The sequence below is a fragment of the Streptomyces sp. NPDC060184 genome (assembly GCF_042728795.1).
GTDB lineage: Bacteria > Actinomycetota > Actinomycetes > Streptomycetales > Streptomycetaceae > Streptomyces.
The window spans coordinates 148,194-169,904 of sequence record NZ_JBHWYX010000007.1 but is presented as its reverse complement, the minus strand read 5'-3'; the positions used below and the strand labels follow the sequence as shown (position 1 = coordinate 169,904).

Genomic DNA, 21,711 nt, shown 5'->3' with positions numbered 1-21,711 from the left:
GTGTCCTCCGTCGGGTCAGCGGGACGAGCGGGGCCGGAGCACGGCGACGGCGAACACGGCGGGAGCCGTGATCATCAGGGTCAGCGTCACCAACGAGGTTCCGCTGTCGTGCACCTGGCGGCGGGGCTTGCGATAGGCCGGCAGCGCGACGACATGGGCCGTGGGGAGCGCGGACGGGGTGGGCGAGGGGGTCGGCGACGGACTCGGCTTCGGCGCGGGCGGTGGTGGCGCCGGTACGGGGGCCGGAGGCGTCGGCCGGGGAGTGGGCGCCGGGAGCGCGCGCGGTGCCGGCGCCCGCGGTTTCGGGGGTGGCGGCGGAAGCTCCGGCGCGGGGGACGGTTCGGGCTCCGGCGTCGGGGGCGGCGGAGGCGGGGGAGTGGGGGACGGGGGTGGCGGTGTGGGTTCGGGCGACGGCGAGGGCGGCGGCGTCGGGGGAGGCGTGCATACGCCGCTTCCCGCCACGGCGACCGCGGTGATGGCGCCGTCCGACCCGAAGACGGCGACCGCGCAGGCGTCCGCGACCGCCGGGGCGGGTGCGGACATCAGCCAGAGGAGCGCGGTGGCCGCGGTGAGCCGTCCGATACGTGATCCATGCACGCCCCGGATCATGGTCCTCATCGGCAGGATGCACACGAAGCACTCGGGTGATTCGCCTGATGGTGGGACAATCGCCGATTTTCACGTACGGAACGGGGGAAGCGTGCTGTGCCCTGCGGCGGGTCCCCGGGGTCGGAGCGGCGCTCTACCCGGACCGCGCGGACTGTTTTCGGTGAGCGGATCCTGACGGACGGTGAGGGGCGACTTCCGTTTCCGGCGGGCGTGTTCGCCGTGACGGGGCGGCGGAACCCGCCGCGACATCGGTTGCCCGCCCGTACCTCCCATTCGGCATGGCCTGAAATGCCGCTCGGTGGGCGGGTTCCCCGGCGTGCGGTTACCGGGGGGTCGGTTTCCGGTGACGAGCCGACAACTCGCCTTTCGTTAAAGGGTGGTGATACCGCGAGAGAGATCCGGGGATGCTCATGGAAGGGCGCCCGGCCCACTGTGATATGAAGGCTCCGGGATGCCTGATTCAACGCCGGTGACGAGTTGGCCAGTTCCGGATCGCCCCGCGGTGACCCCGTGGGAAGTCCGGTCGCTCCGCGTCCACCTGCGGATACGTACGGTGGTCACACCTGTCAGCAGGGTGTGACCAATAACGGACCGCTAATTTCCGTTTCCTCTCGCTCTCTTGGCGGTCGGTCAGTAGCCTCTGGTCAACACTGACCATGAACATGGCCGGATCGTCGTGGCGACTTGTTGGAGACATCGATGGAGCGTCCCGCCTGGGCACCGCAAGGCATAGACATATCGGTGCCGAGCGTGTCCCGCATGTACGACTTCTATCTGGGCGGCTCGCACAATTTCGAGGTGGACCGGGAAGCGGCCCGCAGGGCGATGGAGTTCATGCCCGGTCTCCCCAAGATCATGCAGGCCAATCGCGCGTTCATGCGCAGGGCGGTGCGTTACGCGGTGGCCTCGGGCGTCACCCAGTTCCTGGACATCGGCTCCGGTATTCCGACCTTCGGCAACGTCCACGAGGTCGCCCACACCGCCGATCCCGCCGCGCGCATCGCCTACGTCGACCACGACCCGGTCGCCGTGGCGCACAGCCGTGCGGTTCTCGACGGTGACAGCCGCACCACCGTGGTCGCCGCCGACCTGCGCCGTCCGCAGGAGATCCTGAAGAACCCGGAGATCGGCGAACTGCTCGACCTGGAAAGGCCGGTGGCCCTTCTGCTGGTGGCCGTACTCCACTTCGTCGAGGATGCCGACGACCCGTACGCGGCCGTCGCAGAACTGCGCGACGCACTCGCCCCGGGCAGCCTGCTCGTGGTCACCCACGCCGCGTACGAGGGCATCCCGCTCAGCCGCGAGGAGGCGGGCGGCACCGTGGGGGTGTACAGCAGCATCCGCAACCCGCTCATCATGCGCTCGCCCGCGGAGGTGGCCCGCTTCTTCGAGGGCTGGGAGCTGGTGGACCCGGGGCTGGTCCCGATGCCGGACTGGCGGCCCGACCCCGGCACGGCCGGTGAGCCGGAAGACCCGTTCGCCTTCTCGGGCTACGCCGGTGTGGGGCGCAAGGCGTGAGCATCCCCGCCCAGAAGTCCGGAGCGCCGGACGAGGAACCGGACGGTCCCGAGGACCGGCTCCGGCGCTTCGCCACGATCTGGAGCCGGGCCATCTTCCCGTCGACGGCCACCTCGCTGACCCGTCCCGAGTTCGAACAGCATCTGCTGCCCCTGGCGCGCGAGCTGAACGAGACCCTGCACGCCCGCCCGTTCGACGCGACACCCGCCCAGCAGGTCGGCACCGCGCTCGTCGCCGCCCACTGCACCGACCCCGACGCCCTCAGTGCCACCCTCGGCGTCATCGACTCGTACCTGGTGCTCTACTGCGGCGGCAACGGCCCCGCCGAGCTCTCGACCGAGGACAGCCGGGCCCGCAGCGCACGCATCCAGCACGCGCTGGCCGGGGGGTACAGCCACGCGCTGCGCGAGCGGACCCTGGGCGAGCAGGAGGCCATCGCCCGCTCCGCGCTGGCCGCGCGTTCCCACGCCGAGCAGGTGCTGCACGAGACGCAGGCCCGCTTCCAGGCGGTCTTCGCGGAAGCGGCCATCGGCATCGCCATCGCCGACCTCGACGGCAACGTGCTGGAGATCAACGACACCCTCACCCGGATGTTCGGCGGTCTCGACAGCCACGTCCGCAGCCGCAAGCTGACCGACTGGGCCCACCCGGAGGACACCCCGCACGTCTGGCGGTACTACCACGAACTCGTACGCGGCGAACGCGACCACTACCGCGTCGAGAAGCCCTACTACCGCAACGACGGCACGGTCCTGTGGACCAACCTCACGGTGTCACTGCTGCGCGACTCCGAAGGGCACCCCGAGTACCAGCTCGCGCTCATGGAGGACACCACCGAGCGCAGGCTGCTCAACCTGAGGCTGCGGTACGAGGCCACCCACGACGCGCTCACCGGACTGCCCAACCGGACCCTCTTCTTCGAGCGGCTGGAGAAGGCGGTGGCGGCCAGGGGCGGCAACCGCTTCGGGCTCTGCTACCTCGATCTCGACGGCTTCAAGGCCATCAACGACAGCCTCGGCCACGCGGCGGGCGACCGCCTGCTCGTCGAGGTCGCCGACCGGTTGCAGAGCTGCGCGACGGCGCAGGGCGAGATGGTGGCCCGCCTCGGCGGCGACGAGTTCGTGGCGCTGACCACCGGCCCGGACACCGCGCGGGAGGTGGGCGACCTCGCCTGCCGCATCCTGAACGTGCTGTCCACGCCCATCCGGATCGAGGGGCGGGAGCTGACGGTGCGCGGTTCCATCGGAGTCGTCGAGGGCCCCTCCGGCATCCGCAGCGCCGCCGAGGTGCTGCGCAGCGCGGACATCACGATGTACCGCGCCAAATCGGCCGGCGGCAACCGCTTCGAGCTCGCCGACGAGGAGGCCGACGCCCGCGCCATCACCCGCCACGGGCTCACCACCGCGCTCCCGGCGGCCCTGGAGCGGGGTGAGTTCTTCATCGAGTACCAGCCGCTGGTGCACCTCGGCGACGGCAGCGTGCACGGCGCGGAGGCCCTCGTCCGCTGGCTGCATCCGCAGCACGGCATCCTCGGTCCGGACCAGTTCATCCCGCTCGCCGAGCACACCGGCCTCATCGTGCCGCTCGGCCGCTGGGTGCTGGAGGAGTCCGTCCGCCAGGCCAACCACTGGCAGGAACGTCACAGCGACGGCGGGCCCCTGCGGATCAACGTCAATCTCTCGCCGACCCAGCTCCACCACCCACGGCTCGTCGCCGAGACCGTGGACGTGCTGGAACGGTCCGGTCTGGAGCCCGGCGCGCTCTGCCTGGAGCTCACCGAGTCCGCCCTGATCGGCGCCGACGACGGACTGCTCAAACCGCTGCGCCAGCTCGCGGAGATGGGCGTCGACATCGCCCTCGACGACTTCGGCACCGGCTACTCCAACCTCGCCAACCTGCGCCGCCTCCCGGTCAGCGTGCTCAAGCTCGACCGGTCCTTCACCCGGGGCATGCAGCGGCATCCGGCGGACCCCGTCGACCTGAAGATCGTGGAGGGGATCGTCACCCTGGCCCACAGCCTCGAACTGGCGGTCACGGTGGAGGGCGTGGAGACGGCGGCCCAGGCGGAGCAGCTGCGGGAGCTGGGCTGCGACACGGCCCAGGGGTGGTACTACGCCCGCCCCGGCGCCCCGGACCGCATCCACTCGCTGGTGCTGGCCGACGCCGTGTGAGCGGGGGCGGGGCGGGCGTCCCTCCGGGGCCCGTGCGCCCTGCCCGGCCCGGGGCGGGTGAGCCTCCGGTCCGTGCGCCCCGGGCCGGGCCCGGACGGGCGTCCCTCCGGGCCCGTTCACCCCTGCCCGTTCACCCCTGCCCGTTCACTCCCGGGCCGGCGGATCCGCCGAGGAGACTGCCCGGGTCCGCCTCCAGCAGCATCCGCTGGAGCTCCCTGGCCGCGCGGGGCGGTGCCACGTCCGTGCGGTGGGCCAGTGCGATGGTCCGCCGCAGCCCGGGCGGGGCCAGCGGGGTCATCCGCAGGCCCTGTCCGGCCCGGCCCGCGACCATGCGCGGCACCACGGCCATGCCGAGCCCCGCCCGTACGAAGCCGAGCACCGCGTCCATCTCGCCGCCCTCCACCGTGAACGTGGGTTCGAAGCCCTCCGCCCGGCAGGCGGCGACGGTGAGCTCGCGCAGGTCGTAGCCGTGGCGGAACATCACGAGCGGCCGGCCCTGGAGATCGGCGATCCGCACGGACTTCCCCCGGACCGGTGCGGGCGCGTCCGCGGCCGACACCACGACCAGGTCCTCGTGCAGCAGCTCCACCGTGGTCAACGCAGGTGAGGCGGCGGGCAGGGGGAGCACCAGCAAGGCGATGTCGAGCGCCCCGCGCGCCAGTTGGCGCACCAGGTCGTGCGATCCGCCTTCCTCCAGCAGGAGTTCGATCCCCGGATGCCGGTCGTGGTACGCCCGCAGCACGTCGGGCAGCAGGCCGGTGCAGATGCTCGGGGTCGCGCCGAGGCGGATGCGTCCGCGTCGCAGCCGTACCAGCTCCTGCACCTCGCGGCGCGCGCTCTCCGCGTCGGCGAGGATGCGACGGGCCAGCGGCAGCAGGGTCTCGCCCGCGTCGGTCAGTGCGATGTTGCCCCGGGCCCGGCTGAACAGCTCCGCGCCCAGTTCGTTCTCCAGGGCCCGGATCTGCTGGGACAGCGAGGGCTGGGAGACGTGCACCGCCTCGGCGGCGCGGGTGAAGTGCCGGGCCTCGGCGACGGCCACGAAATAGGTGAGCTGCTGGAGGTGCATAAAGGCAGGTTAAACCCACTGCATAGGCCATGCCTATGGAGATGAGCGTATCCATCTCTTGGACCGATGGGGACGTCCGGCCCTACCGTCGTGCCCATGGCATTGGCAACGCGGGCGGAACGACGGCCGTCCATGACGCGCACGCTCTGGGACTCGACCGTCGGCAAGAAAACGATCATGGCAGCGAGCGGCCTGATCATGCTGGGCTACCTGGTCGTCCACATGCTGGGCAACCTGAAGATCTTCTTCGGGCCCGGCGAGTTCAACCACTACGCGCACTGGCTGCGCACGCTCGGCGAGCCCTTCCTCCACCACGAGTGGGCGCTCTGGATCGTCCGCCTGGTGCTGGTCGCCGCCGTGGTGGCGCACGCCGTCTCCGCGTACCAGCTCAGCCGGCGCGACATCAGGGCGCGCCCCGTCGGCTACGTCCACAAGAGGGCGCGGTCGAGCTACGCCACCCGGACCATGCGGTGGGGCGGCATCATCCTCGCCCTCTTCATCGTCTGGCACATCCTCGACCTCACCACCGGCACCGTGCACAGCGGTGGGTTCCAGGCCGGGCACCCGTACCAGAACGTCGTCGACACGTTCTCCACCTGGTACGGCAACGTCATCTACATCGTCGCGGTGCTCTCCGTCGGCCTCCACGTCCAGCACGGATTCTGGAGCGCCGCGCAGACCCTCGGAGTCGGCAGCGCCACCCGCGACCGGGTCCTGAAGACCCTGGCCAACGTGATCGCGGTGGTGCTCACCGCGGGATTCGTGTCCGTACCCGTTGCCGTCATGACCGGAGTCGTGAGCTGACATGAGCGACTACACGCAGTACCGGACGGGCGAGCCGCTCGTCGACACCAAGGCCCCCGAGGGCCCGGTCGCCGACCGCTGGGACACCCGCCGCTTCGAGGCCAAGCTCGTCAACCCGGCCAACCGCCGCAAGCACACGGTAATCGTCGTCGGCACCGGTCTGGCCGGCGGTTCCGCCGGTGCCACCCTCGCCGAACAGGGCTACCACGTCGTCCAGTTCTGCTTCCAGGACTCCCCGCGCCGCGCCCACTCGGTCGCGGCCCAGGGCGGCATCAACGCCGCGAAGAACTACCGAAACGACGGCGACTCCGTCCACCGGCTCTTCTACGACACCGTCAAGGGCGGCGACTTCCGCGCCCGCGAGTCCAACGTGCACCGCCTCGCGCAGATCTCCGTCGAGATCATCGACCAGTGCGTCGCGCAGGGCGTCCCCTTCGCCCGCGAGTACGGCGGCCTGCTCGACAACCGTTCCTTCGGCGGGGTCCAGGTCTCCCGCACCTTCTACGCCCGGGGCCAGACCGGACAGCAACTCCTCCTCGGCGCCTACCAGGCACTGTCCCGGCAGATCGCCGCGGGCAACGTCGAACTCCACGCGCGCACCGAGATGCTCGACCTGATCGTGGTCGACGGACGGGCCCGCGGCATCGTCGCCCGCGACCTGGTCACCGGCCGGATCGACACCTACTTCGCCGACGCGGTCGTCCTGGCCAGCGGCGGTTACGGCAACGTCTTCTACCTCTCGACCAACGCGATGAACTCCAACGCCACCGCCGTCTGGCGGGCCCACCGGCGCGGCGCCCACTTCGCGAACCCCTGCTTCACCCAGATCCACCCCACCTGCATCCCGCGCACCGGCGACCACCAGTCCAAGCTCACCCTGATGAGCGAGTCGCTCCGCAACGACGGCCGGATCTGGGTCCCCAAGGCCAAGGGCGACGACCGCCCGGCCAACGAGATCCCCGAGGACGAGCGCGACTACTACCTGGAGCGGATCTACCCCGCCTTCGGCAACCTCGTCCCGCGCGACATCGCCTCCCGCGCCGCCAAGAACGTCTGCGACGAGGGCCGCGGCGTCGGCCCCGGCGGCCAGGGCGTCTACCTCGACTTCGCCGACGCCATCGCCCGGATGGGCCGCGCCAAGGTCGAGGAGAAGTACGGCAACCTCTTCGACATGTACGCCCGGATCACCGCCGAGGACCCGTACGAGACCCCGATGCGGATCTACCCCGCCGTGCACTACACGATGGGCGGCCTCTGGGTCGACTACGACCTCCAGACCACGATCCCCGGACTCTTCGCGATCGGCGAGGCCAACTTCTCCGACCACGGAGCCAACCGCCTCGGCGCCTCCGCGCTGATGCAGGGCCTCGCCGACGGCTACTTCGTCCTCCCGTCCACCATCAACGACTACCTCGCCCGCAACCCGCACACCACCCCCGTGGGTGCGGACCACCCGGCGGTCGTGGAGACCGTCGCCGAGACCGAGGACCGGCTCAACCTGCTGCTCTCCGTCGACGGCGACCGCACCCCCGACTCCTTCCACCGCGAGATCGGCGAACTCATGTGGGAGTTCTGCGGGATGGCCCGCACCGAGGAGGGGCTGCGCACGGCCCTCGCGCGCATCCCCCTGATCCGCGAGGAGTTCTGGCGCCGCGTCAAGGTGCCCGGCACCGGCGAGCAGTTCAACCAGTCGCTGGAGAAGGCCAACCGGATCGTCGACTACCTGGAGCTCGCCGAGCTGATGTGCCTCGACGCCCTCCACCGCGCCGAATCCTGCGGCGGCCACTTCCGCGAGGAGTCGCAGACCCCGGACGGCGAAGCCGCCCGCCGGGACGAGGAGTTCTCCTACGCCGCCGCGTGGGAGTTCACCGCCACCGGCGAGGCACCCGTCCTGCACAAGGAAGACCTCGTGTTCGAGTACGTACACCCCACCCAGCGGAGCTACGCATGAAGCTCACCCTGCGCGTCTGGCGCCAGCGAGACGCCGAGGCGCCCGGCGCCATGGCCACCTACGAAGTCGACGGCATCTCCCAGGACATGTCGTTCCTCGAAATGCTCGACACCCTCAACGAGGGGCTCATCCTCGAAGGCGACGAGCCCGTCGCCTTCGACCACGACTGCCGCGAGGGCATCTGCGGAGCCTGCAGCCTCGTCATCAACGGCGACGCGCACGGCCCCGAGCGCACCACCACCTGCCAGCTCCACATGCGGTCCTTCGACGACGGCGACACCATCGACATCGAGCCCTGGCGCGCCTCCGCCTTCCCGGTCATCAAGGACCTCGTGGTCGACCGCTCGGCCTTCGACCGCATCATCCAGTCCGGCGGCTACATCTCCGCCCCCACCGGTACGGCCCCCGACGCGCACGCCACCCCCGTGCCCAAGCCGGACGCCGACTTCGCCTTCGAGCACGCCGAGTGCATCGGCTGCGGCGCCTGCGTCGCCGCCTGCCCCAACGGCTCGGCGATGCTCTTCACCTCGGCGAAGATCAACCACCTCAACGTGCTCCCGCAGGGCGCGCCCGAGCGGGAGACCCGGGTGCTCGACATGGTCGCCACCATGGACGAGGAGGGCTTCGGCGGCTGCACCCTGACCGGCGAATGCGCCACCGCCTGCCCGAAGGGGATCCCGCTGCCGTCGATCGCCGCGATGAACAAGGAGTGGCTGCGCGCCACCCGCAAGGTCCGGCGCTGATCCGAAAGGCGCCACCCGACCGTCCCGCCCCCGCACCGTGGGCGCCGGCGGGACCTGCCGGAGGGGGCGGAGCGGTTTTCAAGGGGCTGCTCCACCCCCTCCGGCTCTCCACGTGCCCCCGTGCCCGCCCCCTCCGGCTCTCCACGCGCGCGCCCGTGCCCGCCCCCCGCACTCGTTCGCGGTGGCCCGGTCAGCCCGCGCGCAGCGCCCGGGCCAGGAACGGGGCCGTGCGGCTGCCCGCCGCCCGCGCGACCTCCGCCGGGGTGCCCGCCGCGACGATCCGCCCGCCCTCCTCGCCGCCGCCCGGCCCCATGTCGATCACATGGTCCGCACCGGCCACCACCGCCATGTCGTGCTCCACGACCACCACCGTGCCACCCGCGTCCACCAGTCCGTGCAACTGGCGCATCAGCACCTCCACATCGGCCGGGTGCAGCCCCGTGGTCGGCTCGTCCAGCACGTACAGCGTGTGGCCCCGCCGGGACCGCTGGAGCTCCGCCGCCAGTTTGATCCGCTGGGCCTCGCCGCCCGACAGCTCGGTGGCGGGCTGCCCGAGGCGCAGATAGCCGAGCCCCACCTCGTTCAGCGTGCGCAGGCTCCGCTCCGCGGCCGGCACCCCGGCGAAGAACCCGGCCGCCGACTCCACCGTCAGGTCCAGCACTTCGGCGATGGAGAGCCCGCGCAGGGTGACCTCCAGCGTCGGCGGGTTGTAGCGCGCCCCGTGGCACTCGGGGCAGGGCGCGTACGTACTGGGCAGGAAGAGCAGCTCCACCGAGACGAACCCCTCGCCCTGGCAGGTCTCGCACCGCCCGCCCGCCACGTTGAACGAGAACCGCCCCGCCCGGTAGCCGCGCTCCCGGGCCGTCTCCGTCTCCGCGAACAGCTTGCGCACGACGTCGAACAGCCCCGTGTACGTGGCCAGGTTGGAACGCGGAGTACGGCCGATGGGCTTCTGGTCCACCTGCACCAGCCGGTCCACCGCCTCCAGCCCCCGCGCGTCCGCGCAGTCCCGTACGGCGAGTTCCTCCGGCTGGTCGGCCGACCGCGAGGCCTGACGGTCGGCGAGCGCCCCGGCGAGCACCTGGCCGACCAGCGTCGACTTGCCCGAACCCGAGACACCCGTGACGGCGGTGAAGACCCCGAGCGGGAACGTCACGTCGACGTCCCGCACGTTGTGGCGCCGGACCCCTTCGAGCCGCAGCTCGCCGGACGGGGTGCGCGGCGGACGGGCGGCGGGCGCCGCCCCGTCGAAGAGGAACCGCCGGGTCGCCGACTCCGCCACCTCGGCGAGACCGGCCGGCGGACCGCTGTGCAGCACCCGCCCGCCGTGCTCCCCGGCGAGCGGCCCCACGTCCACCAGCCAGTCGGCCTGCCGCACCACGTCCAACTGGTGCTCCACCACGAAGACCGAGTTCCCGGCCTCCTTCAGCCGGCCGAGCACCGCGAGCAGGGACGCGGTGTCGGCCGGGTGCAGGCCCGCCGACGGCTCGTCCAGCACATACACCACACCGAACAGGCCGGACCGCAACTGCGTTGCCAGTCGCAGCCGTTGGAGTTCACCGGAGGAGAGCGTCGGCGCCGTCCGGTCGAGGCTGAGATAGCCGAGACCCAGCTCGGTGACCGTCTCGATGCGGGCCAGCAGATCCGTCGTCATCACCCGCGCCGTCGCGTCGCCGCCGGACGCGCGCAGCACTTGGGACAGAGCCGCCAGCGGCAGCGCGGCCAGCTCCGCGACGGTGTGCCCGGCGAAGGTCACCGCCATCGCCTCCGGCCGCAGCCGCCCGCCCCCGCAGACCGGACACGGAACGCTCGTCAGGAAGCGCTCCGCCCGCGCCCGCAGCGTCCGGCTCCGGGAGTCCGCGAACGTGTGCATCACATAGCGGCGCGCGCTCATGTACGTACCCTGATAAGGGCGTTGGATGCGGCCCGCGTCACGCACCGGATGGACCGTCACCACCGGCTGCTCGTCCGTGAAGAGGATCCACTCCCGCTCCCCGGCCGGAAGTTCGCGCCAGGGCCGGTCGACGTCGTACCCGAGGGCGTCGAGTACGTCCCGCAGGTTCTTGCCCTGCCACGCACCCGGCCAGGCCGCGATCGCCCCCTCCCGGATCGACAACGAGGCGTCCGGGACGAGGAGTTCCTCCGAGGTGCGGTGGATCCGGCCGAGCCCGTGGCACTCGGGGCAGGCGCCCGCCGCGGTATTGGGGGAGAAGGAGTCCGAATCCAGCCGCTCGGCGCCCTCCGGATACTCCCCGGCCCGGGAGAACAGCATCCGCAGCGAGTTGGAGAGCGTGGTCACCGTACCCACCGAGGAACGCTCGCCCGCCGAGGAGCGGCGCTGCTCCAGCGAGACGGCCGGCGGCAGCCCGGTGATCTCGCCGACCGACGGAGCGCCGACCTGGTGGATCAGCCTGCGGGCGTACGGCGCCACCGACTCGAAGTACCGCCGCTGCGCCTCCGCGTAGATCGTGCCGAACGCCAGCGACGACTTGCCGGACCCGGAGACTCCGGTGAAGACGGCCAGCGTGTCGCGAGGGATGTCCACGTCGACGTTCTTGAGGTTGTGCTCGCGGGCGCCGCGCACCCGGACGTACGCATCGTGGGGGGTGGACATCGGTGCGGACTCCGAACATGTGGGGATAAACAGTCGCATCCTAAAGGGCCGTCCGGCCGGGCGAGGCATTGCCCGCCCGGGTGGGGGCACGCGGGGAGCATGCCGATGATCCACGGCCGGCCGGGGCGGACGACCGTCCGGCCGGCACGGACGACAAGGAGCGTGCTGAGCGATGACGGATGACCAGAACCCCCGCGAGGACGGTTCCGTACCGACACCGGAGGACCTCCGGGCACAGGCGTCGGCCGCGCGGGACGAACTCGGCCGGACGGTCGAGCACCTGGCGGCGACGGCCGACGCGACCGTACGCGCCCGGGCCGACGAGCTGACCTCGCAGGCGCGGGAGAAGACGGCGGACGTGACCGCGCTGGGCCAGGAGAAGGCGGCCGGGGCGAAGGACCGGGCCGTGGAGAAGGCCGCGGAGCTGCGGGCCCACGCCTCGGAGAAGGCCGCCGAGGCGCGCGCGGAGGCGCGGGAGCGGACCCCGGACGCCGTGCTGGGCACCGCGGCGCAGGCCCAGCAGCAGATCGGGGTGGCGGTCCGGACCCTCGGGGAGAAGTTCCAGGAGCACGCGCCCGAGCCCGTGCGCCGGGGCGCCGACCGCGTGGCCCACGCCGCGCGCGGCAAGGAGGGGCTGCTGGTCGCCGGGGGAGTGGCCGCCGTCGCGGTGGTCGCCGTCGCGCGTCACCGGCGGCGTGGATGAACGTCCCCGCCCTCGTCTACAAACCCGTGGGCCTCGCAGCCGGGGTGGCGGGAGGACTCGTCGCCGGGGCCGTGTTCCGCCAGGTCTGGAAGACGGTCGCCCGTGAGGACGACGCCCCGAGCCCGACGGACCGCGACCGCGGCTGGCCGGAGATCCTGGCCGCGGCGGCTCTGCAAGGGGCGATCTTCTCCACCGTCCGTGCCGCGGTCGGACGCGGCGGCGCCGTCACCGTCCGGCGCCTGACGGGAACCTGGCCCGACTGACGGGAACCCGACCCAGCCGGCGGGAGTCCGGCCCGACTGACGGGCCGACCCGGCGCGATCCGCCGCCGCACCCACCGAGAAGCCCGCCACCGGTTCGCATGTCCGGTGGCGGGCTTCTCGGTGGGTGCGCGCCGTCAGGCGTCCTGACGCTCCGGCTCCGTGCCGGTCAGCTCGGGCTCCAGACCCTCACCGAGCTCGGTCCGCCGCCGCCCCACGTCACTGCGCCACGCCTCGAAGGCCCACGCCGTGAGCGCGACCACCGCCGCCCCGAGCAGCCAGCCGCCGACCACGTCGCTGAACCAGTGGACGCCGAGCGCGACCCGGGTGAACCCCACCCCGACCACCGACAGGGCCGCCACGCCCCAGCACACCGCGTGCCAGGCGCGCGGCACCACCGGCAGCAGGACCAGCAGCAGGACCGCGCAGGAGGTGGTCGCGGTCATCGCGTGCCCGGAGGGGAAGGAGAAGCCCGGCGCGTGCGCCACCGGGTCCTCCAGGGAAGGCCGGGCGCGCTCGACCACGGTCTTGACGAGCAGCCCGACAAGCCCTCCGCCGACCGCCGTCACGGCGGCCCAGGACGCCAGCCGCCAGGCCCGCTTCCACAGCAGCCAGACCGTCAGCAGTGCCACCGCCGACCGCAGGGTGGTGGGGTCCCACACCCAGTCGGAGAGGAACCGCAGCGCGCTGGTCCACGCGGGGTGGTCGAGGGCCGCCCGGTGCAGCCGCAGGGCCGCCGAGGCGTCGAGCCGGCGCAACGGCTGCCAGTGCCCCTCCACGAGGACCAGCAGCAGGGCGAAGGGCACCGCGGCCAGGGCGGCGACCGTGACCGCCCCGAGCAGTCGGGCGCCGAATCTCCGGTCGGCCCGGCGGCTGTCGCGGAGGCGGCGGGCGGTGGCACGTACGGGCATGCGGGCTCCCGGGTCCGGGGTGGTTCGGTTCGGTTCGGTCTGGATCAGAGGGCCTCAGGCCCCCGGGTCGGGCTGGATCGGTCCGGGCCGCCGGGCCCGCACCGCTTCGAGCTGCGCGGCGAAGGACAGCCCGAGGAAGAGGGCGATCGAGGTCAGATAGGCCCACAACAGCAGGGACATGAAGGCGCTGAGGGGACCGTAGACGGTGTCGAACGACCCGCTGAACGCGAGGTACTTGCTGAGCAGCCAGGTCAGCGCCGTCCACAGCACCAGGTAGACGGCCGCCCCGAACGCCAGCCAGGTGTAACCGGGTTGCTTGCGCCGGGGCGCCCGGCGGAATATCGCGCTGGCGGAGATCAGGGCGAGGATCACCCCCAGCGGCCACCGCAGCAGGTCCCAGGCGGTCCGGGCACCGTCACCGAGGTGGTAGACGGTGGTCGCGGCGGCCACGAGGTCCCCGCCCGCCACCATCAGCAGCGAACCGATGCCGAGCGGGATGCCCGCGCTGAGGGACATGACGAGCCCGCGCAGGTACTTCCGGTGGAAGACCCGGTCGCGCTCGACCCCGTAGATCCGGTTCGCGCCCCGCTCCACCTGGCACATCGCGGTGGTGGTGTTGACCATGGAGAAGGCGAGTCCGAACCAGAGGGCCAGGCGGGCGCCGATGCCCGTCTGGCGGCGGCTCTGGTCCAGCGCCTCGTCGACGACGTCGGCGCTGGGGCCCGCGCTGATCCGGTGGATCGTCAGCTCGGCGAGCCGGCCGATGTTCTCGGTGTGCATCTCCGCGGAGAGCCCGACGAACGCGATGACCAGCGGTATCACCGCCAGCACCGTCTGCAGGGCGAGGGCCCGGGAGTGGCTGAACCCGTCGGAGTAGCGGAAGCGGACGAAGGAGTCGCGCACGAGCTGCCAGCTGCCGTACCTGCGCAGGGTGGCCAGCGCCTCGTCGGCGGAGAGCTCGTCGCCCGTCATGTCGCGGGTCTGCGGGACCCGGGTCGCCGTCCCCATCACGCGCCGCCGGCGGGGACGAGGACCGTCAGCGCCCCGGGCACCACCTCGGCGGTCAGCCGGAGACCGGCGCCCACCGGGTCGCCGTCCATCTCGCGGGGCTGCGGCGAGTCGAAGCGGAGTTCGGCGCGGCGGAAGGTGAAGAACTCGACGGGACTCCCGTCGCCCTTCGAGCCCTTGGCCGAGGACGGGCGCAGCAGCACCCGCAGGGCGCGCAGCCAGCCGGCCGGGCCGTGCGGATCGTAGAGCGCGAGGTCCAGCAGGCCGTCGTCGGGCCGCGCGGCGGGTACGAGGGCGGTGCCGCCCTGCACCGTACCGATGTTGGCGAGGAGCACCATCCGCACGCTCCGGCGCAGCTCCGGGCCGTCGTCCAGGCGGACCGTCAGCCGGGTACGGGGGGACCGCAGTTCACGGAGTCCCGCCGCCACGTAGGCGGGCCAGCCCACCGCGGACTTGGCGCGCTCCGAGGTGTGCTCCAGCATCGCCGCGTCCAGGCCCGCCCCCGACATGGCCGTGAAGTGGGCCGCCGGTACGCCGTCGCCCTCCAGCCGGCCCAGGTCGAGCCGGTGCGGGGTACCGCTCAGCGCCGCGTGCAGGGCCTCCGCGGGGTCCAGCGGCAGGCCGAGGTGGCGGGCGAGGAGATTGCCGGTGCCGCAGGGGACGACCGCCAGCGCGACGCCCGTGCCCGCGAGGACGTCGGCCACCGTACGGACCGTGCCGTCGCCGCCGCAGACCACGACCAGACCGGCGCCCTCGCGCACCGCGTCCGCCGCCTGTCCGGCGCCCGGATCGTCCGCCGTCGTCTCCGCGAAGACCGGTGCGCCGCGCCCGTGCTGGGCCAGTACGAGCCGCAGGGTGTCCCGGACCGCGGGGCCGGTGACCGTGGGGTTGACGATGACGACGGTGGTCCCGGTGGTCCGCCGATCGGGCTGCTCCGTACGGGACTCGGCCGCGGCCACCGCGACGTCGGCCGCACCGGCGGGTACGGGGGCCGCCGCGTAGTCGTCCGCGAGGACGGCCCGGCCCACGATGAGCAGGGAGAGGCCGCCGTTCAGCAGGCCGCCCACCACGTCGGTGGGGTGGTGCATGCCCCGGTAGAGCCGGGCGACCCCGACGAGCAGCGGGATCAGCAGGAAGACGGCGCCCAGGACCTTCCGCCAGGGACCGCGCACCCGGGAGAGCACCAGGACGGCGAGTCCCCCGTACAGCGCGGTGGCCGCCCCGGTGTGCCCGGAGGTGTAACTGGAGGTCGGCGGCGAGGCGTCCAGGCGCTCCACGTCCGGTCGGGTCCGGTCGACGGACTCCGTGATGACGAGGAAGACCAGCGACTGCAGGGACACGGCGACCGCGAGGAAGACGGTCTCCCGCCACCTCGGCAACCGGGGGAGGAGGACCAGCCCCACGCAGACCAGCAGGGTGATGCCGACCACCGTCGAGGTGTTGCCCGCGCCGGAGCCGACGAGCGAGGCGGAGGTGAGCGCGTGCGTCCGTATGCGCTCGAAGCCCTCGTTCACCTCGTCCTCGACGGTCAGCGGCCACCAGTCCCGTGCCGGGCCGGTGATCAGCAGACCGAGGCCCGTCATCAGTCCCGCCTGGCAGACCGTCAGCGCACCGACGCGTACGGCGGCGCGACCGACGCCGCTGGTCAGGGCGGGGGAGCGGCCGGGACGGGAGACGCCCGGCCGCACCTCTTCGTCGACTCCGGCCCGTCTCGCCGGCAGGGCAGTCGGCATGGAACCCCCACGTGTGCGTGCTCGTGTTCTCGGATCCGGGCGGCGGGTGCGGCCCGGCCCTCGGCGTATGCCCCCGGAACCGGGCGGCAGACCTCGGCGGCGGAGCGCCGTCGGGGAAGGCTCCGGGCGGGCGCGGGTGGTCCCCCGCCATGCGACGCTCCGCACCGGACGCCCCCGGCCGTTCGACGCGCGGGCCCGGACACGGCCTACTGTGGACGGATGACCGACGACGCCAGGCCCCTCGCCGTATTCGATCTCGACGGCACGCTCTCGGACAGCGCCCACCGGCAGCACTTCCTCGAAGGCGCCCGCAAGGACTGGTCCGCGTTCTTCGCCGCCGCCGTCGACGACCCGCCGCTCGCCGAGGGGATCAGCCTCGCCGTGCGGAGCGCCGACGAGTGCGAGGTCGTCTACCTGACCGGACGCCCGGAACGCTGCCGCAAGGACACCCTCGACTGGATCTCGCTGCACGGGCTCCCCGCGGGACCGCTGCACATGCGGCGCAACGACGACCGCCGCCCCGCCCGCCGTACCAAGCTGGAGGTGCTGAAGCGGCTGGGCCGGGCGCGCGCGATCCGGATGCTCGTGGACGACGACGAACTGGTCTGCGACGACGCGGAGGCGGCCGGATTCACCGTGGTGCGGGCCCGCTGGGCCGAGTCGTCCCAGGCATTGAAGGACGCGCAGGAGCGTCAGGGGCGTACGTGAGCGCACGCCAGGTCGTCCCGACGGCCCGGGGCGCCGTCGGGACGAGGAACCGCGGCGGGGGTCCGGTGCGGCTGAACCGGCCCCCCGCCGCTCCGCGGGACGCGCGCCGCACCGCACGTCCCGTGTCAGGTGGTCTGGTGCTCTGCCGCCTCCCCCTACCGGGCCGCCGCCGCGGTGAACGGCAGGACCAGCCGGGAGGGGTGTGCCGCGTCGCGGTAGACCTTGTGGGTGACGGGCCGCCCCACCGGGAGGTGGAAGGCGTCAGGCGGCAGCAGCGCGTTGTGCTCGTCGGCGAGCGGTTCGTCGTTGGAGAGTTCCACCACGAGCCGGTGGCCGGGCAGGAACACCGCCGCGAACGGGTAGACCCGCAGCACGTACTCCTCGATCTTCCCCGGTTCGACGGGCACCGCGCGGGTGTGCGGGTGGTGCGGGTCGCCGTCGGTGGTGCGTTCCTCGTCGAGTTCGCGGTGCGACGCCTTGAGGTAGGCGGTGGTGACGAGTTGCCGGGCGCCTCCCGGCGCCTCGTCCCACATCCGCAGGATGAAGTTGGTGTCGGGCTGGTCGATCTCGACGAAGAGATGGGCCGCGCCCTGGCCCATCATCTCGGTGGGCTCGGTGAAGGGGGCGGTGCTCCAGCTCAGGATCTCCACCCGGTCGGTGACCGTCAGCGGCGCCTGGTAGAAACCGTCGGGGGCGGCGTGCTCGGCGCCCATCGGCTCGGGCTCGGGGGAGAGTTTCCGGCGCGGGCGGAAGTACAGCGACCGGTGCTCGACCCGCTTCGGTGGCCACCGCGTACCGGTGACGGTCTCCCGGGAGCCCTCGACGTGGACGCTGACGGCCGGCTCGTCCATGACCCCGTTGTCGATGCCCTTGAGCCAGTACTCGTACCAGCGGAACATCTTGTCGTGCTCCTCGACGAAGGGGCGCGACTGCATCGGCGGGTAGGGGCCGATGTCCAGCTTCTTCGGGCCCTTCAGCGCCTGATAGAGCTCGATGGTGCCGTCCATCGTCCAGCCCCGGCCCTGGTCGATCTGGAGCCAGACCGGTATGTCGACGCGCGGGGCGAGCGTGATCGGGTTGCGCTCCTCGTACCAGTCGCCGTCGACCTCGTTCATCACGATGTCGAACCAAGCCTCGTGATTCTTGGGGTAGTTGAGCACATGGACCAGGTTCGGCCAGGCGGCCACGTCCGGATCCCGGAGTCGCTCCGCGACCTTCTCGCGGATCTCCTCGGTGGAGAACGCCTCCAGCATGCGGGACTTGACGCCGTCGGTGAACGCCCAGCCGGAGTCGCCGCCGCGCCCCTCGCGGGCGGCGCGGGGCATGAACCACATGACGCCGCCGTGGTAGGTGGTCTCGTAGAAGTCGAAATGACCGCCGCTGACGAAGATCGCCTTGAGGCTCGGCGGGCGCTCGGCCGCGGCCAGGACCTGCATCGACCCGAAGTAGGAGATGCCGATCATGCCGACGTTGCCGTCGCACCACGGCTGGGCCGCGACCCATTCGACGAAGTCGTACGCGTCCTGCCCGAGCGGGACACCCCCGGCGTTGTAGTTGCCGATGTGCTCGCCCTCCGAGGCGCCCGAGCCACGCAGGTCACCGATGACGTGGACGTAGCCCTCCTCGACGACGCGTCCGATGTCGCCCGCCTCGATGCAACCGTCCCACATCGGGCTGGGGCGGCGCTGAGGGGGCGTGGTGAGGGCGAGAGCCTGGAGTTCCTTGCCGTACGGGCTGAGCGCCACCAGGGCGGGGCGCGGGGTGTCGTCCACCGCGCCGTAGGCGTCGGCCGCCAGCGTGACGCCGTCGCGCATCGGCACCCGGAGATTCTTGCGGACGGCGATCGACCGGCGGCCGGCCTGGATCGTGCGGTAGTCGGTCATGTGTGTCAACTCCTGCGCTGCTCGGTCTCGTTGCGCGTTCGGTAGCCGTGCATCGAGGTGAAGAAGGGCGACGGCTCGAGCGTGGGGTCGCCGGTGTAGCCGAGTTCTTCGGCCGCCGCGGCGAAGGGGGAGTACGGGGAGTCCGTCCCGGTGAGGCCGGCCGCCAGGCAGCCGCAGGCCGCCTCGGAGACGCGTCGCTCGACCGCCAGGCTCTGGTCGATGGCCTCCCGCGCCTGCGCCTCGTCGAGTTCGACGCCGTACGGGGTGCCGTCCGCGCGCCGGTAGGGGTGCCCGAGGTAGAGGCGGCGGGGCCGGACTTTGTCCCGCAGGCGTTCCAGGCCGGCACGGTAGGCGGCGGGGTCGGTGTAGCCGGGGAAGCCGTTGGCGGCCCCGTGCACCTGGACGGCGTCGCCGGTGAAGACCGAGCGCTGCCCGTCGACGACGTAGGCGACCGAGCCGGGGGTGTGGCCCGCGAGCGCGTGCACCGACACGGTGACCCCTCCGCCGAGGGAGAGCGTCTCGCCACCCCTGACCAGCAGGGACGGTTCCATCTCCCCGGAGATCACGGCCTGCGCGGCGGCCGTCGTCTTCGCCTCCCCGTCGGGGTCGTCCAGGTACCGTCCGCGTCCCGCGAGGTACTCGTCCACGTGCGCCCGCCGGGAGCGGAGCAGCGGCGCGTCGGCCTCGTGCATCACCACCCGGGCGCGGCGGCCGGTGAGTTCCCACAGGGCGTGCGCGCCGCCCACGTGGTCGATGTGGCCGTGCGTCAGGAGGATCCAGCGCACGTCCTCGATACGGCGGCCGAGCGCCTCCAGCGCGGGGGCCATGCCTTCGGCGGGAGAGGTGGCGATCCCGGTGTCGACGATCGCCGGTTCCGGTGCGTCGATGTAGAAGCTGTACAGACCGAAGCGTCCCCAGGGCGAGACCAGGGGATGGACGGTGACGTCGTGGGCCATGGCCCTCCTTTTCGAACGTGTGGGTGGCGGGCGGGGGTTCAGCGCACGCCGAGAAACTCGCGGGTCTCGGCGAAGACCCGGTGGTACTCGGGAAGCCAGGAGAAGTGCTGGACGAAGCCGTGGCCCGCGCCCGCGTACCGGGTCACCGTCGCCGGTACACCGGCCTCCCGCAGGCGGCGCCCGTAGAGTTCGCCCTCGTCGCGCAGGGGGTCGAACTCGGCGGTGACGACCAGGGTCGGCGGCAGCCCGCTCAGGTCGCTCCGCCTGACCGGGGAGACCAGCGGGTCCGCCGGATCGGCGCCGCTGTCGAGGTAGAAGGCGTTGAACGGCCTCAGGGCGGCCGTCTCCAAGCCGTAGCCGACCGCGTTCTCCCGCAGGGAGGCGTACCGGTCCTCGGGAAAGGCCAGGTCCAGCGACGGGTAGTAGAGGATCTGGTGGGTGATCCGGTCGAAGCCGTCGTCGTGCGCCCTGGCCGCGACCGCGGCGGCGAAGGTGCCTCCGGAGCTGTCACCGGCGACGGCGAGGACCGGACCGTCCCCGTACTGCTCGGCGGCCCAACGGGTCGCGGCGTAGCAGTCGTCGAGGCCCGCCGGGAAGGCGGCCTCGGGTGCCCGCCGGTAGCCGACGGAGACGACCTTCAGGCCGGTCTCCTCCGCCAGCGAGCGGGCCACGTGGTCGTGGGTCTCCAGGCTGCCGAGGAAGAACGCGCCGCCGTGGAAGTAGACCAGCAGTCCACGGCTCCCGGCCTCGGCCGGCGTGTACACGCGTACCGGTATCCCGCCGGCCGGCGTCTTCGCCGTGACGTCGTCCACCGCGTACAGCGGTGTGCGGTCCTCGACGGGCGGTACCTGCGACTCCTCCGCGAGGCGCATCGCGACCGGGTCGAGCGGACCCTCGGGCGGGGCGGGAAGGGAGGCGAGGATGCGGGCGATCTCGGGGTGCAGGGGCATGGCCGTCACTCCTCGGGGGCTGCTGCGGTGGGCTTCTGGCCGGGGAAGACGTCGCTGATCTCCGCCTCGGTCCAGCCCTGGCGCGAGATGCGCTGCAGTTCGTCGGTCACCGGTTTGCGGGTCGCCTGGTACAGGGCCAGCGCCTCCTTCGGGGAATCGGCGCGCAGCAGGGCGTCGGCGAGTGCCCCGCCGTCCTCGATGGCCGAGTTCGCTCCCTGTCCCTGGTGGTGGAGCATCGAGTGGGCGGCGTCGCCGACGAGGACGACCGAGTCCGAGTGCCAGGTGTCGATGGGGTCGATGTCGTAGACGGCCCGGACGTTCACGGCGTCCATGTCGAGGCCGCGCGCGATGCCGACCAGGCGCTCGTCGAAGCCGGCGACCGTCGCGAGGAGGTCGTCCTTGGTGACGCGCGGTGCCCAGGTGCCGTCGGGGTTCAGGGCGGTGACGTCGAACGACATCTGGCCCCGGTGGCGCAGCGGCAGCAGGTAGATCTTGGTGCCGCGGCCGATGTACATGCGGAGGTTGTCGTCGACGACCGTGCCGTGGGCGTCGTCGGTGGAGATCACCGTCCGGTAGGCGTGCTCGCCCGAGAAGACGGGGCCCTTCTCGCTGAACAGCTGGTGCCGGACGACCGACTTGATGCCGTCGGCGCCCACGACCAGGTCCGCCTCGACAGTCCTGCCGCCCGCGAAGGTGAGGACGGAGCGGTCGCCCTCGTCCCGGACCGACTCCAGTCGGTGGCCGAGGTGCACCATGCCGTCGGGGAGCACACCCAGGAGCGCGTCGATGAAGTCACCGCGGTGGATCAGATGGGTGTGGGTCTGCTCGCCGGCCGCCGGCCAGGTTTCCTTCATGATCGGGTCGCCGGTGGCGGTGAGGATCTCGAAGTAGTCGCTGGGCGAGCTCACTTCCGCGATCGTGTCGAAGATTCCCCATGCGCGGAAGCGGTTCATGGTGGCGGGGCGCAGGCCGATGCCCGCGCCGACCTCGCCGATCCGGCTCGCCTGTTCGTAGACGTCCACGCGGGCGCCGAGCAGGCTGAGCGCCTTGGCCGCGGCGGCGCCGCCGTACCCCGCCCCGACCACGGCGATCTTGAGGTTCTTGATGTCTGAGAGGTGCATCG

The 21,711-nt window shown here is 72.3% G+C and carries 18 protein-coding genes; 8 read left to right on the top strand and 10 right to left on the bottom strand.

Going from position 1 to position 21,711, the window contains the following annotated elements; all coding sequences use genetic code 11:
- Positions 1–15: 15 nt before the first annotated feature.
- Positions 16–597 carry a hypothetical protein gene (locus tag ACFWEE_RS07340; RefSeq protein WP_386887205.1) on the bottom strand — a complete coding sequence of 194 codons (582 nt, stop codon included), beginning with the start codon at positions 595–597 and terminating at the stop codon, positions 16–18.
- 711 nt (positions 598–1,308) lie between these two features.
- Here ACFWEE_RS07340 and ACFWEE_RS07335 point away from each other — a divergent pair.
- Complete coding sequence (locus ACFWEE_RS07335) at positions 1,309–2,127, top strand: SAM-dependent methyltransferase (RefSeq protein WP_386887203.1); 819 nt, start codon at positions 1,309–1,311, stop codon at positions 2,125–2,127.
- Complete coding sequence (locus ACFWEE_RS07330) at positions 2,124–4,298, top strand: putative bifunctional diguanylate cyclase/phosphodiesterase (protein WP_386887202.1); 2,175 nt, start codon at positions 2,124–2,126, stop codon at positions 4,296–4,298. Before ACFWEE_RS07335 ends, ACFWEE_RS07330 begins: the two co-directional genes overlap by 4 nt.
- A gap of 130 nt (positions 4,299–4,428) precedes the next feature.
- On the opposite strand, the gene ACFWEE_RS07325 is transcribed toward ACFWEE_RS07330, so the two are convergent.
- Positions 4,429–5,364, bottom strand: coding sequence for a LysR family transcriptional regulator (locus ACFWEE_RS07325; protein ID WP_386887200.1), 936 nt, complete (start codon positions 5,362–5,364; stop codon positions 4,429–4,431).
- A gap of 96 nt (positions 5,365–5,460) precedes the next feature.
- On the opposite strand from ACFWEE_RS07325, the gene ACFWEE_RS07320 reads away from it, so the two are divergent.
- Genes ACFWEE_RS07320 through ACFWEE_RS07310 form a run of 3 tightly spaced genes read left to right on the top strand, consistent with a single transcriptional unit; the run spans position 5,461 to position 8,862 of the window.
- On the top strand, positions 5,461–6,168 hold the full coding sequence (locus ACFWEE_RS07320) for a succinate dehydrogenase (RefSeq protein ID WP_386887198.1): 708 nt from the start codon (positions 5,461–5,463) through the stop codon (positions 6,166–6,168).
- Position 6,169: 1 nt separating this feature from the next.
- On the top strand, positions 6,170–8,119 hold the full coding sequence (locus ACFWEE_RS07315; RefSeq protein ID WP_386887196.1) for a fumarate reductase/succinate dehydrogenase flavoprotein subunit: 1,950 nt from the start codon (positions 6,170–6,172) through the stop codon (positions 8,117–8,119).
- On the top strand, positions 8,116–8,862 hold the full coding sequence (locus tag ACFWEE_RS07310; protein ID WP_327179473.1) for a succinate dehydrogenase/fumarate reductase iron-sulfur subunit: 747 nt from the start codon (positions 8,116–8,118) through the stop codon (positions 8,860–8,862). The genes ACFWEE_RS07315 and ACFWEE_RS07310 overlap by 4 nt, the downstream gene beginning before the upstream one ends.
- A 190-nt stretch (positions 8,863–9,052) precedes the next feature.
- Here the strand turns inward: ACFWEE_RS07310 and uvrA are convergent, their stop codons facing one another.
- A complete protein-coding gene (gene uvrA, locus ACFWEE_RS07305) occupies positions 9,053–11,476 on the bottom strand; it encodes an excinuclease ABC subunit UvrA (protein WP_386887194.1) in 2,424 nt (807 codons plus the stop codon).
- A 172-nt stretch (positions 11,477–11,648) separates the two neighbouring features.
- On the opposite strand from uvrA, the gene ACFWEE_RS07300 reads away from it, so the two are divergent.
- Entirely contained in the window at positions 11,649–12,179 is a 531-nt protein-coding gene (locus ACFWEE_RS07300) for a hypothetical protein (protein ID WP_386887192.1), read from the top strand.
- On the top strand, positions 12,176–12,442 hold the full coding sequence (locus ACFWEE_RS07295) for a DUF4235 domain-containing protein (protein ID WP_386887190.1): 267 nt from the start codon (positions 12,176–12,178) through the stop codon (positions 12,440–12,442). The genes ACFWEE_RS07300 and ACFWEE_RS07295 overlap by 4 nt, the downstream gene beginning before the upstream one ends.
- A 134-nt stretch (positions 12,443–12,576) precedes the next feature.
- On the opposite strand, the gene ACFWEE_RS07290 is transcribed toward ACFWEE_RS07295, so the two are convergent.
- The 3 genes from ACFWEE_RS07290 to ACFWEE_RS07280 are packed head-to-tail and all read right to left on the bottom strand — an operon-like array spanning position 12,577 to position 16,091.
- A complete protein-coding gene (locus ACFWEE_RS07290) occupies positions 12,577–13,350 on the bottom strand; it encodes a phosphatase PAP2 family protein (protein ID WP_386887188.1) in 774 nt (257 codons plus the stop codon).
- Positions 13,351–13,404: 54 nt separating this feature from the next.
- A complete protein-coding gene (locus tag ACFWEE_RS07285) occupies positions 13,405–14,358 on the bottom strand; it encodes a YihY/virulence factor BrkB family protein (protein ID WP_386887186.1) in 954 nt (317 codons plus the stop codon).
- The gene (locus ACFWEE_RS07280; protein ID WP_386887184.1) at positions 14,358–16,091 is read right to left on the bottom strand and encodes a diacylglycerol kinase family protein; all 1,734 of its coding nucleotides are present in this window, start codon (positions 16,089–16,091) and stop codon (positions 14,358–14,360) included. Before ACFWEE_RS07280 ends, ACFWEE_RS07285 begins: the two co-directional genes overlap by 1 nt.
- A gap of 219 nt (positions 16,092–16,310) precedes the next feature.
- On the opposite strand from ACFWEE_RS07280, the gene ACFWEE_RS07275 reads away from it, so the two are divergent.
- The gene (locus ACFWEE_RS07275) at positions 16,311–16,799 is read left to right on the top strand and encodes a hypothetical protein (RefSeq protein WP_386887182.1); all 489 of its coding nucleotides are present in this window, start codon (positions 16,311–16,313) and stop codon (positions 16,797–16,799) included.
- A 155-nt stretch (positions 16,800–16,954) separates the two neighbouring features.
- Here the strand turns inward: ACFWEE_RS07275 and ACFWEE_RS07270 are convergent, their stop codons facing one another.
- From ACFWEE_RS07270 to ACFWEE_RS07255, 4 genes are read right to left on the bottom strand one after another with little or no spacing between them, the layout of a single operon-like run.
- The gene (locus tag ACFWEE_RS07270) at positions 16,955–18,682 is read right to left on the bottom strand and encodes a CocE/NonD family hydrolase (protein ID WP_386887180.1); all 1,728 of its coding nucleotides are present in this window, start codon (positions 18,680–18,682) and stop codon (positions 16,955–16,957) included.
- Positions 18,683–18,687: 5 nt separating this feature from the next.
- Positions 18,688–19,638: an MBL fold metallo-hydrolase gene (locus ACFWEE_RS07265; RefSeq protein ID WP_386887179.1), complete on the bottom strand. Its 951-nt coding sequence runs from the start codon at positions 19,636–19,638 to the stop codon at positions 18,688–18,690.
- Between the two features lie 38 nt (positions 19,639–19,676).
- Positions 19,677–20,588 carry an alpha/beta hydrolase gene (locus ACFWEE_RS07260; protein ID WP_386887177.1) on the bottom strand — a complete coding sequence of 304 codons (912 nt, stop codon included), beginning with the start codon at positions 20,586–20,588 and terminating at the stop codon, positions 19,677–19,679.
- Positions 20,589–20,593: 5 nt separating this feature from the next.
- Positions 20,594–21,709, bottom strand: coding sequence for an FAD-dependent oxidoreductase (locus ACFWEE_RS07255; protein ID WP_386887176.1), 1,116 nt, complete (start codon positions 21,707–21,709; stop codon positions 20,594–20,596).
- Positions 21,710–21,711: the final 2 nt, after the last annotated feature.